16 protein-coding genes are annotated in these 16,390 nt (G+C 56.6%); 7 read left to right on the top strand and 9 right to left on the bottom strand.

Annotation, left to right across the window (positions count from 1 at the left end):
• Positions 1-54: 54 nt before the first annotated feature.
• From LOC22_RS01130 to manX, 4 genes are read right to left on the bottom strand one after another with little or no spacing between them, the layout of a single operon-like run.
• A complete protein-coding gene (locus LOC22_RS01130; protein WP_230239276.1) occupies positions 55-513 on the bottom strand; it encodes a DUF986 family protein in 459 nt (152 codons plus the stop codon).
• 54 nt (positions 514-567) lie between these two features.
• The gene (locus tag LOC22_RS01125; protein ID WP_006810994.1) at positions 568-1,419 is read right to left on the bottom strand and encodes a PTS mannose transporter subunit IID; all 852 of its coding nucleotides are present in this window, start codon (positions 1,417-1,419) and stop codon (positions 568-570) included.
• Positions 1,420-1,431: 12 nt separating this feature from the next.
• The gene (gene manY / locus LOC22_RS01120; RefSeq protein ID WP_003859914.1) at positions 1,432-2,232 is read right to left on the bottom strand and encodes a PTS mannose transporter subunit IIC; all 801 of its coding nucleotides are present in this window, start codon (positions 2,230-2,232) and stop codon (positions 1,432-1,434) included.
• A gap of 47 nt (positions 2,233-2,279) precedes the next feature.
• Positions 2,280-3,242 carry a PTS mannose transporter subunit IIAB gene (gene manX / locus LOC22_RS01115; RefSeq protein WP_017384327.1) on the bottom strand — a complete coding sequence of 321 codons (963 nt, stop codon included), beginning with the start codon at positions 3,240-3,242 and terminating at the stop codon, positions 2,280-2,282.
• 265 nt (positions 3,243-3,507) lie between these two features.
• On the opposite strand from manX, the gene LOC22_RS22295 reads away from it, so the two are divergent.
• Both LOC22_RS22295 and yoaE read left to right on the top strand, forming a co-directional pair.
• Positions 3,508-3,717: a protein YoaL gene (locus LOC22_RS22295; RefSeq protein ID WP_077579975.1), complete on the top strand. Its 210-nt coding sequence runs from the start codon at positions 3,508-3,510 to the stop codon at positions 3,715-3,717.
• Positions 3,705-5,264, top strand: a complete 1,560-nt coding sequence (yoaE, locus tag LOC22_RS01110; protein WP_006810992.1) for a CNNM family cation transport protein YoaE — start codon at positions 3,705-3,707, stop codon at positions 5,262-5,264. The genes LOC22_RS22295 and yoaE overlap by 13 nt, the downstream gene beginning before the upstream one ends.
• A 6-nt stretch (positions 5,265-5,270) precedes the next feature.
• On the opposite strand, the gene LOC22_RS01105 is transcribed toward yoaE, so the two are convergent.
• The 4 genes from LOC22_RS01105 to pabB form a co-directional block, all read right to left on the bottom strand.
• On the bottom strand, positions 5,271-6,869 hold the full coding sequence (locus LOC22_RS01105; protein WP_015570305.1) for an EAL domain-containing protein: 1,599 nt from the start codon (positions 6,867-6,869) through the stop codon (positions 5,271-5,273).
• Positions 6,870-6,998: 129 nt separating this feature from the next.
• Complete coding sequence (gene sdaA, locus LOC22_RS01100) at positions 6,999-8,363, bottom strand: L-serine ammonia-lyase (protein WP_003859920.1); 1,365 nt, start codon at positions 8,361-8,363, stop codon at positions 6,999-7,001.
• A gap of 184 nt (positions 8,364-8,547) precedes the next feature.
• Complete coding sequence (locus LOC22_RS01095) at positions 8,548-9,126, bottom strand: CoA pyrophosphatase (RefSeq protein ID WP_017384324.1); 579 nt, start codon at positions 9,124-9,126, stop codon at positions 8,548-8,550.
• Positions 9,123-10,457, bottom strand: coding sequence for an aminodeoxychorismate synthase component 1 (gene pabB, locus LOC22_RS01090; RefSeq protein WP_045348652.1), 1,335 nt, complete (start codon positions 10,455-10,457; stop codon positions 9,123-9,125). Before pabB ends, LOC22_RS01095 begins: the two co-directional genes overlap by 4 nt.
• Positions 10,458-10,518: 61 nt before the next feature.
• On the opposite strand from pabB, the gene LOC22_RS01085 reads away from it, so the two are divergent.
• Positions 10,519-10,701: a YoaH family protein gene (locus LOC22_RS01085; protein WP_003859925.1), complete on the top strand. Its 183-nt coding sequence runs from the start codon at positions 10,519-10,521 to the stop codon at positions 10,699-10,701.
• A gap of 5 nt (positions 10,702-10,706) precedes the next feature.
• Here LOC22_RS01085 and LOC22_RS01080 read toward each other — a convergent pair whose 3' ends face one another.
• A complete protein-coding gene (locus tag LOC22_RS01080) occupies positions 10,707-11,051 on the bottom strand; it encodes a RidA family protein (protein WP_230239275.1) in 345 nt (114 codons plus the stop codon).
• Between the two features lie 133 nt (positions 11,052-11,184).
• Here LOC22_RS01080 and LOC22_RS01075 point away from each other — a divergent pair, with 133 nt between their 5' ends.
• From LOC22_RS01075 to fadD, 4 genes are all read left to right on the top strand, one after another.
• Positions 11,185-13,095 (top strand): ATP-dependent DNA helicase, encoded by a 1,911-nt coding sequence (locus LOC22_RS01075; protein ID WP_230239274.1) that lies wholly within the window; start codon positions 11,185-11,187, stop codon positions 13,093-13,095.
• A 66-nt stretch (positions 13,096-13,161) separates the two neighbouring features.
• Entirely contained in the window at positions 13,162-13,857 is a 696-nt protein-coding gene (tsaB, locus tag LOC22_RS01070) for a tRNA (adenosine(37)-N6)-threonylcarbamoyltransferase complex dimerization subunit type 1 TsaB (protein WP_230239273.1), read from the top strand.
• Between the two features lie 37 nt (positions 13,858-13,894).
• Positions 13,895-14,476 carry a Slp family lipoprotein gene (locus tag LOC22_RS01065; protein ID WP_015570309.1) on the top strand — a complete coding sequence of 194 codons (582 nt, stop codon included), beginning with the start codon at positions 13,895-13,897 and terminating at the stop codon, positions 14,474-14,476.
• Positions 14,477-14,679: 203 nt separating this feature from the next.
• Positions 14,680-16,365 (top strand): long-chain-fatty-acid--CoA ligase FadD, encoded by a 1,686-nt coding sequence (fadD, locus tag LOC22_RS01060; RefSeq protein WP_017693264.1) that lies wholly within the window; start codon positions 14,680-14,682, stop codon positions 16,363-16,365.
• Positions 16,366-16,390 lie beyond the last annotated feature (25 nt).

Genomic DNA, 16,390 nt, shown 5'->3' with positions numbered 1-16,390 from the left:
CTATATTGCTGGTTTAAGAATAATGCAATATATAGCCGATGCTATAATATTAACTCATTGAGTTTTAACGAGTAATTTGTAGATCTTTTCCAGGTCATCAATATTTTTGACCCGGATGAGCAGGCGGCGTTGTTCTAATTGCATCACCAGAACCCCGTCTTCGGATAAATTCATCTCTTTAATACGGTTATATTCTATCCAGACATTGGCGAAGAAGAATCCGTGTTTTTTAAAAATGAGTTTTGGCGAGCGGATCCAGAACAGGTAAATCGCCATTAATGCCAGCGCACATAATAACCATGTGGTTAATATTGCGCCGTGGCTGGTCACATTATTGTAAATCAGGATGACTACCAGACCGGCGAAGATAAACGCATCAATGCGTCCACGGCGTAAGAGGGGAAGGGTCAGCAGCGTCTCGCCGTGGCGGCGAGGCATAATGAACTCGTCATAGATCGCGTAAGCCAGAAGGGTAACAATAAATAAAACCAGTACGGTGTCCGTGACAGTCATTCATCCTCCAGATAAAAAGACCGGGGGCAAGCCCCCGGTCGGTAACGCATTTTATTACAGACCCAGCAGGCCGACGGCGTAGCCCGCGATACCGATGACGAAGAAGCCAACGATGATCCACAGCGGGTTCACTTTCTTACGCAGCAGCCACATACAGGCGAAGGTTAACAGCAGCGGTACCAGGCCCGGCATCAGCTGGTCCAGAATCGTCTGCACGGTGGTAACGCGCGTCTGACCATCCTGACCAGTGATCGTCGATACCACCAGCGGGATGTTCACGTGCGTCCACTTGTTAACCAGCGCCCCCATTACAAACAGGCCGAGGATTGACGCCCCCTCAGTCAGTTTTTGCAGGAAGCCGCCGCCCATATCCTTAACGATATCCACCCCTTTACGATAGCCGTACGCCACGCCGTAGTAACGGGTCAGCAGACGCACCGCGTTGAACAGGATGAAGAACAGCAGAGGACCGAGCAGGCTGCCGCTCATGGCGATCCCGGCGCCCAGCGCCGCAAAGACCGGACGCACGGTACCCCAGAAGATCGGGTCGCCCACGCCTGCCAGCGGCCCCATCAGACCAACTTTGATACCGTTGATGGCGCCATCGTCGATCTCAGCCCCGTTCGCACGCTGCTCTTCCATTGCCAGCGTCACGCCCAGAACCGGCGCCGCAACATAAGGATGGGTGTTGAAGAATTCCAGGTGACGCTTAATTGCCTGACGGCGTGCTTCGTTGTTTTCCGGATACAGGCGTTTGATGGCCGGCACCATGGAGAAGCAGAAGCCGAGCGCCTGCATACGTTCGAAGTTCCATGAACCCTGAAACAGGTTAGAACGGATGAACACGCCACGAATATCACCCGGAGTGAGTTTTTTCTCAGTGGTAGTTTTTGTCATATCAACCATTTCGCTCACCTGTTAGTCCAGTTCGTTATCGAGATCGTTGTTACCAGCAGCCTGCGCAGGGGCACCCGCGACACGGTTGTATTTCGGGCTGAGCTGGATATAAAGAATCGCCATCACCGCACCAATCACACCCAGCGCAACCAGGTTGAAGTTGGTGAACGCAGCGGTAACGAAGCCGAGGTAGAAGAATGGCATCAGGTAGCCTGCACGCATCATGTTGATGACCATCGCATAACCGACCACCACGATCATACCCCCGGCGATATTCAGACCGCTGGTAACCACTTCAGGGATCGCATTCAGCATGCCCTGAACTTCGCTGGTACCGACAGAAATCGCCACGATAACCGCAGGGATTGCGATACGCATCGCTTGCAGGAACAGGGAAGAAACGTGGATCCAGGAGAGCGCGGTGAGGTTGCCGTTTTCGGCCGCCTTATCCGCCGCGTGCTGGAAGGCAACGGTAATAGTACGGACGATAATGGTCAGCACCTGACCCGCTGCGGCCAGCGGGATGGCCAGCGCGATACCGGCACCAATACTCTGATGACCAGCGATAACCAGAACGGTTGAAATAATGGACGCCAGCGCGGCATCTGGCGCAACTGCCGCACCGATGTTCATCCAGCCGAGGGCGATCATTTCCAAAGTACCACCGATGATGATACCGGTTTTCATGTCACCGAGAACGGCGCCAATCAACGTACAGGCCACCAGAGGGCGGTGGAACTGAAATTCATCAAGTACGGACTCCATACCCGCAATACATGCGACGATGAACACCAGCACAATCTGAAGAGTAGTAATCTCCATTGCACTTCTCCTATTACATAAGCTCTATATGAAAAACCGGCCCGGGCTTATTTCCCCACTTTGCCGATCAAATCCATCATTTTCAGTTTCTGGTCCGTGGAAACCTTACGGGCTTCCAGTTCGATACCGCGTGCATTCAGTTTGTTGAAGGCCTCGATATCTTTCGCATCCACTGAAATCGCGTTGTTGACCTGCGTTTTGCCCTGACGGAATGCCATACCGCCAATGTTAACGGAGGTGATTTTCACGCCGCCTTCAACAATGCGTTCGACGTCTGTCGGGTTGGTGAAGAGAAGCATCACGCGCTCACCCGCATATTTCGGGTTGTTGTAAACGCGGATCATTTTGGCGACATCCACGACGTGCGCGGTGACGCCCGGCGGTGCAACCTGGGTAAGAAGGGTTTTACGGACAGTGTCGGCGGCCACTTCGTCACTGACCACGATGATGCGTTGTACGTTGGTCTCTTTGGTCCAGCGTGTTGCCACCTGGCCGTGGATCAGACGGTCATCAATACGCGCAAGGCCGATAACCATGTAATCGTTCGGACCCATTGGCTTCGCCGGTGCTGCCGCCCTTGGTGCAGCAGGGGCAGGGGCCGGTTTTTCAACCGGCTGCGCTTTCAGCGCCTTCACGCCTTCGCGACCGGTTTCCACCGCCAGTGCCACCAGTTCATCAAAACCTGGGTTGTCGTCACGCGCCATGAAGGTTTCCACCAACATCGGGATATTCACCCCGGCGACGACTTCATAATGCTCTTTATCGACGACAATGCGGCTGGCAGCGTTGAACGGGCTGCCGCCCCATGTATCCACGAGAAACAGCACGCCTTTGCTGGTATCCAGCTTCTCAAGCTGAGCAGTGTATTTTTCAATCAGCGTCTCGGCATTTTCACCGGGAACGAAATCGATCCAGCCGACGTTTTCCTGCTCGCCCAACAGCATTTCTGCCGTTTTGAGTAACTGCTCCGCAGCCCAACCATGTGTGCCTATGACAATAGCAATGGTCACTTGCTACCTCCTTTTATTATCATGTATACGTCTGCCAGGCAGGCGTACTGAGAATCGTATTGGCGAACCGAATCGATTCAGATAAGGGTTAGAGTTCAAAAAACTAAGACTTCCGCGAATTATTTTAGATAGTGAAAAAATAATTTATGTGATGAAGATCCGTAATTTAGCTACGCCTTACAGATTTTTCTTTAAGTTAATCCGCGTGTGTTACAGAAGTTTGCAAAGGAACGTAAATCTTTGCTAAAAACCAATTGTCTCTGATATGTTTAGCGTCCGTTTAATTATTCAGGAGTATAGGGCTACAGCCCACTATATGGACCGTCACCGACGTCAGTCATCTTCCAGGCCATTCCGCGCCTTATTCATCGGCGATCTTCGCCACGCATCGACTCTCATTCCCTTTGAAATGCCCGAAATTAGCGGGGCACCGTTTTGTCATTCCTTTAGCAGGAGCGTGTCATGGAATTCTTAATGGACCCGTCAATCTGGGTAGGCTTGCTTACGCTGGTCGTGCTGGAGATCGTTCTCGGTATTGATAACCTGGTGTTTATCGCCATCCTCGCGGATAAGCTGCCGCCGAAACAGCGTGATAAAGCCCGTCTGATCGGCCTCTCGCTGGCGCTGATCATGCGTCTGGGCTTGCTGTCTGTGATCTCGTGGATGGTTACCCTGACGAAGCCGCTGTTCACCGTCATGGATTTCACCTTCTCCGGCCGCGATTTAATCATGCTGGTGGGGGGACTGTTCCTGCTGTTCAAAGCCACAACAGAGCTGCATGAACGGCTGGAGAACCGGCAGCACGATGATGGTCACGGTAAGGGTTACGCCAGCTTCTGGGTGGTTGTTCTCCAGATTGTGGTGCTTGATGCGGTCTTCTCACTGGATGCGGTGATTACGGCGGTCGGCATGGTGAACCATCTGCCGGTGATGATGGCGGCGGTGGTGATTGCGATGGCGGTAATGCTGCTGGCGTCAAAACCGCTGACGCGTTTCGTCAACCAGCATCCGACGGTCGTTGTGCTGTGTCTGAGCTTCCTGCTGATGATTGGTCTGAGCCTGGTGGCAGAAGGGTTTGGCTTCCATATTCCGAAAGGCTACCTGTACGCCGCGATTGGCTTCTCGATTTTGATCGAGCTGTTTAACCAGATTGCGCGCCGTAACTTTATTAAGCAGCAGTCGAATCAGCCGCTGCGAGCCCGTACCGCAGATGCGATTCTGCGACTGATGGGCGGACGTCGTCAGGTCAACGTGCAGGCTGATAACGAGAACCGTAACCCGGTTCCGGTGCCGGAAGGCGCGTTTGTGGAAGAAGAACGCTACATGATCAACGGCGTGCTTTCGCTGGCTTCCCGCTCCCTGCGCGGCATTATGACGCCGCGCGGTGAGATCAGCTGGGTGGACGCCAACCTGAGCGTCGACGAAATTCGTCAGCAGCTGCTCTCCTCGCCACACAGCCTGTTCCCGGTCTGCCGGGGTGAGCTGGATGAGATTATCGGTGTGGTACGCGCGAAAGAGATGCTGGTGGCGCTGGAAGAGGGCGTTAACGTCGAGGCCGTAGCGGCCGCGTCGCCCGCTATCGTGGTGCCTGAAACGCTGGATCCGATCAACCTGCTGGGCGTATTGCGTCGTGCCCGCGGGAGCTTTGTTATCGTCACCAATGAATTTGGTGTGGTACAGGGCCTGGTGACGCCGCTGGACGTGCTGGAAGCCATTGCCGGTGAATTCCCTGATGCGGATGAAACCCCGGAAATCGTTGCCGACGGTGACGGCTGGCTGGTGAAAGGCACCACCGACCTGCACGCGCTCTCGCACACGCTGGGCGTCGAAAACGTGGTCAATGATGATGAAGACATTGCCACCGTCGCGGGGCTGGTGATTGCCGTTAACGGGCAGATCCCGCGTATCGGTGATGTGCTGGAGCTGCCGCCGCTGCAAATTACCATCGTCGAAGCCAACGACTATCGCGTTGATATGGTGCGTATTGTTAAAGAGCACTCTGCACACGACGAAGAAGAGTAACGCTATCTAGCGTAACGGCAGTAAGGGCACGATGTGTCCGTTGTGGCGGGCTGGCGGAGAGTGACTTTCCGCCAGCCATTTCGGAAACTCGCGCAGCGGCATTGGCCGCGCATACAAGTACCCCTGCAAAATATGTACGCTGTGACGCCGCAGGTATCGTGACTGCTCCTCGGTTTCCACCCCTTCCGCAACCAGTTCAATATTCAGCCGCTGACCCAGCGCAATAATAATATCCGTTACCGTTGAGTTCACGGCGTCGGTGCCGATCGCGGTGGTGAAGGATTTATCAATTTTCAACACATCCGGATGCAGTTTTTCTAGCCATGAAAGTGAGCTGTTGCCGGTCCCAAAATCATCAATCGCAAGTTTCACCCCTTTGCGGTGCAGCTCCCGCACGATGCGGTAATCCACATCCAGCAACGCATCGCGTTCGGTTAACTCCACGATCAACTGTTGAACAGGGCTGGCGTTAAACCAGATGCGGTTGAGATCCTGGATCAGCGCAGCGCGGCGAAAATGGCTGGCGGCCACGTTAATGCCGATATGGAAATCGCGCGAGGCCGGGAAATAGCCTATCTGCCGCACCGTTTCGCTGATGACGTAGCGGGTAAGCGGAACAATCAGGTTATGTTCTTCGGCCAGAGGGATAAAGACATCGGGCGAAATCCATCCCTGACGCGGGTTGTTCCAGCGCAGGAGGATCTCGACGCCGACGCATTCCCGGGTGCGGGCATTCACCAGCGGCTGGCAGAAGAGCTCAAACTCCCTGGCCGCAATTCCCATATTGATTTCCCAGGTGAAACTGATGCGCCGCGCGGTGGCGAGCCAGGCGATATAGCCCATCAGTAAGCTGAGCATTAACGCCAGCGGCAGCTGGGTGGGCAGATTTTTTAACGCCATTTCGCCAGGCCCGGGGCCGCTCACCGTGACGCTGAAAGGGTAATGCTGTGACGATTGTTCCAGCAGGGAGGCGTTTTCATCGAAGGTCGGCGTAGTCGTCACCTGTTGCCCGTCGCGGAGGAAGTTATCTCCTACTCTCAGGACAACGTCGGTGATCTGCGGCCGCTGCGGCTCAAGAATCATTTTAGTGATGAGATCGATATTCACCACCTCCATCACCCCGTCGTTGCCGTCGCTCGCGAGGGGAGACCACTGAATCAGTACCGGGCTGCCTTTTACCAGCCACCGATCGGTCAGCAGCAACAGCCTGGATTCACTGACCGGCAGCTCCGGCACAAACTCACTGACGGGCACATTACGGCTGCCAAAGACGCTTGAGCAATACAGTATTCCGTCTTGAATGAGGGCGATGGAGCGTACGGTCTGGAGGATCGCCGCCTGTTTTCGCAGGATCAGATTTGCTTCGGAACAGGGTATGCCAACCAGTGAAAGTAGCGTTTCCCGCTGGGCCTCTAACGAAAGAAGCACCTTATCAAGCGCACGCACGGTGTGGTGGGTAAAGTCGTGGATCCGATCCTGATTTATGTTGCGCTGTGAAATAAAGCGAATACCCAGCGTCAGGACGAGCGTAACGAGCGCAACCGTGACACAGACGATAACGCGTTTTCGGCGATAGTCTTTAATGATCGTTTGTGCAGTTTGCATGAACGGTCGCCTGTTAAGCACCGGCCGGAAAAGCCAGACGCAACAGTGACAGTGTAGTGGGGAATACGTGAAGCGACGAGACGAGAGGGGAAAATTCGCCCATCCGTTGCAGATGGGCGAAAGGAAGGCTTAGTCGCACTGCACCTTAATGGCCAGACCGCCGCGCGAGGTCTCACGGTACTTCGCGTTCATGTCCTTGCCGGTTTCGTACATGGTTTCAATAACCTTATCCAGCGACACGCGTGGCTCGCTGGTACGGCGCATCGCCATACGCGAGGCGTTGATCGCTTTGACGGAGGCGATGGCGTTACGCTCAATGCACGGCACCTGCACCTGGCCGGCAACCGGGTCACAGGTCAGACCGAGGTTGTGCTCCATGCCGATTTCCGCCGCCACGCACACCTGCTCAGGGCTGGCGCCCAGCAGTTCCGCCAGACCCGCTGCTGCCATTGAGCAGGCCACGCCCACTTCACCCTGACAGCCCACTTCAGCACCGGAGATAGACGCATTCATCTTGTACAGCGCGCCGATAGCGCCTGCCGCGAGGAAATAACGGATATAGATGTCCGGCGTCACGGGCTCAATAAAGTGATCGTAATAGGCCAGCACCGCCGGAACGATACCGCACGCGCCGTTTGTCGGCGCCGTCACGACGCGACCACCCGCTGCGTTCTCTTCGTTAACCGCGAGGGCAAACATGTTCACCCAGTCGACCACGTTCATTGGGTCATTGGAGAACTTGTCGGTAGTGACTAGCATGCGGCGCAGCGCAGAGGCACGACGCGGTACGCGCAGTGGCCCAGGCAGAACACCCTCGGTGTTCATCCCGCGGTCAATACAGGCGCGCATGGTTTGCCACACGTTAGCAAAATAGTCTTCGATCTCTTTCTTGCTGTGCAGCGCCAGTTCGTTCTGCATCACCATGCCTGACAGGGACAGACCGGTCTCTTTGCAGTAGCCCAGCATCTCGGTGGCCGATTTAAACGGATAGGGCACATTGACGTCGCCCGCGCTCTCTTTACCAAAGTGTTCTTCGTCAACGATAAAGCCGCCGCCGATGGAGTAGTAAGTTTTGCTGTAGATCTCTTTTTCGCCACTCCAGGCGTGGATGGTCATGCCGTTTTCATGCAGCGGCAGGTTGTCGCTACGAAAACGCATCCCGTCATCCTGCGGGAAGTCCACTTCGTGCTGGCCGTTAGCCAGCAGCAAACGACCGCGCGTTTCCACGTCGCGGATAAATGCCGGAATGGCATCAATATCAACTGTGTCCGGCATATTGCCCGCCAGACCCATAATAATGGCGATATCGGTGTGGTGGCCTTTACCCGTTAATGACAGTGAACCGTAAACGTCTACGGCGACACGGGTAACGCTTTCCAGTAATCCTTTTTCGACCAGATCATCGACGAACTGTTTACCGGCCTTCATCGGCCCTACAGTGTGGGAAGAAGATGGACCAATCCCCACTTTGAACATGTCGAATATACTAATCACTTTCACACTCCTGACAGGGTTACTGGGGTTCCAGTAACGATGTTATAACTGCGCATAGTGTAAGAGGGAACACCAACCTCGGCTTAACTATTCACATGAATTAAACTAATGGTTAACGATGGTTTTGCTAATAGCGCGACGCCGATCGCAAACCTGCCAGAAAAGGGTGGAATGTAAAGTATAGTCAAGGCTTCAGGCCGATTTGCAGGGCCAGCTCACGAATGATGCCTGCCGTCATGCCCCAGACAAAATAATGCTGATACCACGACAGCCAGACCCGATGATCGTGTCCGCGGCGGTGAATATCCAGCGGGTGATAGCGACCCAGACGAAGGGCCTCTTCCAGCGGCATTTCGAATACCGCTGAAACTTCATCGACGCTGGCGTGATACTGAAGATCGGGCGGAATAATGCCAACGACCGGCGTGACCTGAAAACCGGTTACGCTGTCCACTGGCGGCAGCACGCCGATCACCTCGACCGCCTCCGGGGGGATCGCCACTTCCTCATGCGCTTCGCGCAGTGCGGCGGCAATCAGGGATGCATCGGTGCTGTCCACCGCGCCGCCCGGGAACGCAACCTGACCGGCGTGTTTTCGCATATGCGGTGAGCGCTGGGTAAGCAACAGACCCGGCTGCTCACGACGCACGACCGGGATCAGCACCGCCGCCTGACGTTGATTCAGCGTGGCGCGGTTAACCTGGGGCCGCAGAAGCTGAAAGCGCGACAGAAAATCATCCAGCGTCAGGTTGTCTTTCTTCACCGTGAGTTCTCCAGTTGTTTCAGGATACGATTCACTTTATCAAAGGTTTCCTGATATTCCGCCTCCGCCTGGCTGTCGGCCACAATGCCACCGCCTGCGGAACAGTACAGGTTACCGTCGCAGGCCGTCAGGGTGCGAATAGTGATGCTGGTATCCATGGTGCCGCACAGACTCACATAGCCGATGCTGCCGCACCAGGCGTTGCGGCGATGCGGTTCCAGTTCGTCGATGATCTCCATCGCCCGGACCTTCGGCGCGCCGGTAATGGAGCCGCCCGGAAACGCGGCGCGGAGCAGATCGCAGGCGGTTCGCGAGGCCGGCAGACGTGCGGTGATGGTGCTGACCAGATGATGCACCGCCGGGAATGGCTCCACGACGAACAGCTCCGGCACGCGCACGCTGCCCGGCTCGGCGACGCGGCCAATATCATTGCGCATCAGATCGACAATCATCAGGTTTTCAGCGCGATCTTTCGGCGAGGCCGCCAGCGTCTCCGCCTGCTGACGGTCGGCGTCGGCATCGGCAAGGCGCGGCAGGGTGCCCTTTATCGGGCGGGTCTGAATCATACCGTCAGCCAGGTGAATAAAACGCTCAGGTGAAAGGCTGAGGATGGCGCCGTGTTCAAGGCGTAAAAATGCGCTGAACGGGGCCTTATTGCTGGCATTGAGGCGGGTAAACGCCTGCCATTCGTCTCCCTCGTATGCCGCCTGGAAACGCTGGGCAAGGTTGACCTGATAACAGTCGCCGCTGTGAAGATACGCCTGCACGCGGGAGAATTTTTCCGCGTATTCCTCCGCGCTCATGTTCGAGCGCCAGCCGGAGGTTAGCATAAAGTGTTCCGGGGCGGCGGGCCGTTGCGCCTCAAGCCAGGCCAGACGCGCCTGCACGTCCCGGTGGCTTAGCAGAGAAACCGTCTGCTTACGGTGATCCACGATCAGCGCCCAGTCATAGAGCCCCACCGCCATATCCGGCAGGGAAATATCCGCCTGCGCATGCTCGGGCAGCTTTTCGAAACGGCGACCCAGATCGTAACCAAACAGGCCCAGCGCGCCCCCCTGGAAAGGCAGATCCGGATCCGGTGTGGCAGATAAGCCCAGAGCATGGATCTCGTTCTGAAGCCGCATCAGCGGATCGTCCGTTGGCGACAGCGCATCGGTCGTCAGCGTTTTAACCGGGTCGGCCACCAGAATGTCAAAGCGGCTGTAGGGGTGATCCGCATGCCCGGAGTGCAGCAGCATGGCAAAAGGCAGATGGCTCAGACGGGCAAACCAGAACTCGGCGGCGTCTGCACGCCAGGGCAAGGTCATAACAGTGGGGAAGCGCATGTTCATGTATGGCATACTACCGGGCAGCGTGAAATAATTAGCGCGAATAATTTAGCAGGAGTTAACGATGTTTGCAGGTTTACCTTCTCTCAGCCATGACCAACAGCAGAAAGCCGTTGAACGTATTCAGGAGCTGATGTCCCAGGGGATGAGCAGCGGACAGGCAATTTCCCAGGTCGCGGAAGAACTTCGCGCCACCCATACCGGCGAGCGGATCGTGGCGCGCTTTGAGGATGAAGATGAAGAATAACCGGCTTACACTGCCGCGATAATCTTGATCTCAACCTTATATTCCGGTTTCATCAGCGTGGCCTGTACGGTGCAGCGTACAGGCGCGTGACCCGCCACCACCCACGCATCCCAGGCTTTATTCATCGCCGCGAAATCGTCTTTATTCGCCAGAAAAATCGTCGCATCCAGAATGCGGGATTTGTCGCTGCCCTGTTTTTCCAGTACGGCGTCGATCTCCGCCAGGGTGTTCGCGGTCTGCTCGAAGGCGTCGGCGTCCAGATTGGCAGGGACGCCGGTGTAGTACAGCGTCTGGTTGTGGATCACCACATCAGACCAGCGGGCTTCGGCATCAATGCGCGTAATTGTCATAAACGTATCCTCGTTATCTTTCGTCGTCAGGCGGCAAGACTGCCATAATGTTCCGCCGTCGTCACTATTTGGGGTGGCACCGGAGAGAAGGGGCTGACATAATCCCTGTGCAAAAATACAGTGAGAGAACACCGTGGCAGACGATTTTTCCCCAGAAGGTCAGTTAGCACAGGCTATTCCCGGCTTTAAACCGCGCGAACCCCAACGTCAGATGGCGCATGCCGTCGCGCACGCCATCGACAAGGCGCAGCCGCTGGTCGTGGAGGCCGGCACCGGTACGGGGAAAACGTATGCTTACCTCGCTCCTGCGCTGCGGGCGAAAAAAAAGGTGATCATCTCTACGGGATCAAAAGCGCTCCAGGATCAGCTCTACAGCCGCGATTTACCCACGGTGGCGAAAGCGCTGAAATACCAAGGGCGTCTGGCCTTGCTGAAAGGGCGTTCTAACTACCTGTGTCTGGAGCGTCTTGAACAGCAGGCGCTGGCGGGCGGCGACCTGCCGGTACAAACCCTGAGCGATGTGATCGTCCTGCGCGCCTGGGCCAACCAGACGGAGGAGGGGGACATCAGCACCTGCGCGAGCGTGCCGGAAGACTCCCCGGCCTGGCCGCTGGTGACCAGCACCAATGACAACTGCCTCGGCAGCGACTGCCCGCTGTATAAGGACTGTTTTGTGGTGAAAGCGCGTAAAACCGCGATGGACGCCGACGTGGTGGTGGTGAACCATCACCTGTTTCTTGCGGATATGGTGGTCAAGGACAGTGGTTTCGGCGAGCTGATCCCGGAGGCGGAGGTGATGATCTTCGATGAAGCCCATCAGCTACCGGACATCGCCAGCCAGTATTTTGGTCAGTCGCTCTCCAGCCGTCAGCTTCAGGATCTGGCGAAAGATATTACCATTGCCTATCGCACCGAACTCAAAGATACCCAGCAGTTGCAGAAGTGCGCGGACCGCCTGGCGCAATGCGCACAGGATTTCCGCTTACAGCTTGGCGAGCCGGGCTATCGCGGCAACCTGCGCGAACTGCTCGCAGACAAAAATATCCAGCGCGCGCTGCTGCTGCTCGATGATGCCCTTGAACTCTGTTACGACGTGGCGAAGCTGTCCCTCGGACGTTCAGCGCTGCTGGACGCCGCTTTCGAGCGCGCCACGCTCTACCGTGGGCGGCTGAAGCGGCTGAAAGAGATCAACCAGCCGGGCTATAGCTACTGGTACGAATGTACCTCGCGCCACTTCACCCTTGCGCTCACGCCGCTGACCGTTGCTGATAAATTCAAAGAGGTGATGGCGCAAAAGCCCGGCACCTGGGTCTTTACCTCGGCCACGCTGTCGGTCAATGACGATCTGCACCACTTTACCGAGCGCCTCGGCATTGAGCAGGCGGAATCCCTGCTTCTGCCGAGCCCGTTCGACTATGAGAAACAGGCGCTGCTGTGCGTGCCGCGCAATCTGCCGCTGCCTAACCAGCCGGGCGCGGCGCGCCATCTGGCGGCCATGCTGAAGCCGATGATTGAGGCCAACAACGGGCGCTGCTTTATGCTCTGCACCTCACACGCCATGATGCGCGAACTGGCCGAGCAGTTCCGCGCCACCATGACGCTACCGGTGCTGTTGCAGGGGGAAACCAGCAAAGGCCAGCTGCTCCAGCAGTTTGTCAGCGCCGGTAATGCCCTGCTGGTGGCGACCAGCAGCTTCTGGGAAGGGGTGGACGTGCGCGGCGATACGCTCTCGCTGGTGATTATCGATAAGCTGCCGTTCACATCGCCGGACGATCCGCTCCTGAAAGCGCGCATGGAGGATTGCCGTCTGCGCGGGGGCGATCCGTTCGACGACGTCCAGCTGCCGGACGCGGTCATCACGCTTAAACAGGGGGTAGGGCGACTGATCCGCGACGTCACCGACCGCGGGGTGCTGGTGATCTGCGACAACCGCCTGGTGATGCGTCCCTACGGCGCCACCTTCCTCGCCAGCCTGCCGCCCGCGCCGCGCACGCGGGATATTAAACGCGCGGTCCGCTTCCTGGCGAACCCGACGGCGGAGTAATTCTTCCCGGAGTGTGTTAAGATGCGCGCCATTTTGTGACTGACCATTGCGAGAGCGCGACGACTGATGCGAATTCTGGCTATTGATACCGCGACAGAGGCCTGTTCCGTTGCCCTGTGGAACGACGGTACGACTTTTGCTCATTTTGAAGAGTGCCCACGGGAACACACCCAACGTATTCTGCCCCTGGTAAAAACCATTTTAACCGAGGGCAACACCGCCCTGACTGACCTCGACGCGCTGGCCTACGGCCGTGGTCCGGGCAGCTTTACGGGCGTACGTATCGGGATTGGCATTGCGCAGGGGCTGGCGCTGGGCGCTGACCTGCCGATGATCGGCGTCTCAACGCTTGCGACCATGGCTCAGGGTGCCTGGCGCATGACCGGGGCCACCCGCGTGCTGGCTGCGATTGATGCCCGCATGGGGGAAGTCTACTGGGCGGAGTACACCCGTGACGAAAACGGCGTCTGGCACGGCGAAGAGACGGAAGCGGTGCTTAAACCTGAAGCCGTCACAGGGCGCCTGAAACAGCTCTCCGGTGAGTGGGCGACGGTCGGAACCGGCTGGCCGGCATGGCCTGAGATGGCGAAGGACACCGGCCTTACGCTGGTGGACGGTAAAATGCTCCTGCCCGCCGCAGAAGATATGCTGCCGATTGCCTGTCAGCTACTTGCCGCAGGAAAAACCGTGGCGGTTGAACATGCTGAACCGGTTTATTTACGAAACACCGTCGCGTGGAAGAAACTTCCTGGCCGCGAGTGAATCTCAGTAACAGGAACTGAGAAAAAGGAGTCGCATCATGGCGGTTCAGACTAAAGTTGTACGCTTTCTTATGGCAGGCGCGGTTGCCATAGCACTGAGCGGGTGCGTCACCGTTCCTGATGCGATCAAGGGCACCAGCCCAACGCCACAGCAGGATCTGGTACGCGTGATGAATGCCCCGGAGCTGTATGTCGGGCAGGAAGCGCGGTTTGGCGGCAAGGTGGTTGAAGTGCTAAACCAGCAGGGGAAAACCCGGCTGGAGATTGCCACTGTCCCGCTGGACGACGGCGCGCGGCCTGTTCTGGGTGAAGCCTCGCGCGGGCGGATCTACGCTGACGTCAGCGGCTTCCTCGATCCGGTAGATTTCCGCGGGCAGCTGGTGACCGTCGTCGGGCCGATTACCGGTTCGGTGGCGGGCAAAATCGGCAATACGCCATACAAATTTATGACCATGCAGGTTAACGGCTACAAACGCTGGCGTATCGCCCAGCAGGTGGTGATGCCGCCACAGCCAATCGATCCGTGGATGTGGGGACCGCATCCGTATCGTTACGGCTACGGTGGCTGGGGTTGGTACAATCCAGGCCCTGCACAGGTTCAAACAATCGTAACTGAGTAACTTACTGTTATTGTTAGGAAAGAGACAGCGGCTCAGCCGCTGTCTCTGTTTTTTTACGGATAAAACGAAAAAAAAGAGTGACGCGCTTCGCAACCTGCAATCTGAACAATTAATAAACTGGTACGCTGAGTTAATATAATGTTAACAAACTGTTTATTATCGGGGCTGTGATGACGACGAACACTCATTTCAGAGGTGATGCATTGAAAAAGGTTTGGCTTAACCGTTATCCCGCGGATGTCCCTGCGGAGATCAATCCTGACCGTTATCAATCCCTGATTGAATTATTTGAACACTCGGTACGGCGTTACGCTGACCAGCCTGCATTTGTGAATATGGGCGAAGTGATGACCTTCCGTAAGCTGGAAGAGCGCAGCCGGGCGTTTGCAGCCTATTTACAGGAAGGGTTGGGCTTGCAGAAAGGGGATCGCGTCGCGCTGATGATGCCAAACCTGCTGCAATACCCGGTGGCGCTGTTCGGGATCCTCAGGGCAGGGATGATCGTGGTTAACGTTAACCCGCTCTATACCCCGCGCGAGCTGGAACATCAGTTGAATGACAGCGGCGCGGCGGCGATTGTGATTGTCTCCAACTTTGCCCACACGCTGGAAAAAGTCGTTGAAAGAACCCAGGTTAAACACGTCATCCTGACGCGTATGGGCGACCAGCTCTCTACCGCGAAAGGTACGCTGGTCAACTTTGTCGTTAAATACGTTAAGCGGCTGGTGCCGAAATACCACCTGCCGGATGCCATCTCTTTCCGCCGCGCCCTGCATGCGGGCTACCGGATGCAGTACGTGAAGCCGGAGATCGTGTCCGAGGATCTGGCCTTCCTGCAATACACCGGCGGTACCACCGGCGTGGCCAAAGGGGCGATGCTGACCCACCGTAACATGCTGGCGAACCTTGAGCAGGTTAATGCCACCTACGGGCCGCTGCTGCATCCGGGCAAGGAGCTGGTGATCACCGCGCTTCCGCTGTATCACATTTTTGCGCTGACCATGAACTGCCTGCTGTTTATTGAGCTTGGCGGTCAAAACGTATTGATCACCAACCCGCGCGACATTCCGGGGCTGGTCAAAGAGCTGGCGAAATACCCGTTCACCGCCATGACCGGCGTGAACACCCTGTTTAACGCGCTGCTTAACAATAAAGAGTTCCAGCAGCTCGATTTCTCCACGCTGCACCTCTCTGCGGGTGGCGGGATGCCGGTTCAGCAGGCGGTTGCCGAGCGCTGGGTGAAACTCACCGGGCAGTATCTGCTGGAAGGCTATGGCCTGACGGAGTGCGCCCCGCTGGTCAGCGTTAACCCGCATGATATCGACTATCACAGCGGCAGTATCGGTCTGCCGGTCCCGTCGACGGAAGCAAAACTGGTGGATGATGAGGATAACGAAGTGCCTCACGGTGAGCCAGGAGAGCTGTGCGTCAGAGGGCCGCAGGTGATGCTGGGCTACTGGCAACGTCCGGATGCCACGGATGAGATCATCAAAGACGGCTGGCTGCACACGGGCGACATCGCGGTGATGGATGACGAAGGCTTCCTGCGCATCGTCGATCGCAAGAAAGATATGATCCTGGTGTCAGGGTTCAACGTCTATCCGAACGAAATCGAAGACGTGGTGATGCAGCACAGCGGCGTGCTGGAAGTGGCGGCGGTGGGCGTTCCTTCCGGCAGCAGCGGTGAAGCGGTGAAGATATTTGTGGTCAAGAAAGATCCTTCTCTTACCGAGGATGCGCTGATAACGTTTTGTCGTCGTCAGCTGACGGGCTATAAAGTGCCGAAGCTGGTGGAATTCCGGGATGAGCTGCCGAAATCCAACGTCGGGAAGATATTACGACGAGAATTACGTGACGAAGCCCGTGCCAAAGTGGACAATAAGGCCTGAGCTTCACGTTAATCGCCCAGACGCC

Origin of the sequence: Enterobacter sp. AN-K1 (genome assembly GCF_020971765.1) — a bacterium.
GTDB classification, from domain to species: Bacteria; Pseudomonadota; Gammaproteobacteria; order Enterobacterales; family Enterobacteriaceae; genus Enterobacter; species Enterobacter hormaechei_C.
Note: the sequence above shows the minus strand (reverse complement) of the source record. Positions and strands in the feature narration are given on the sequence as shown.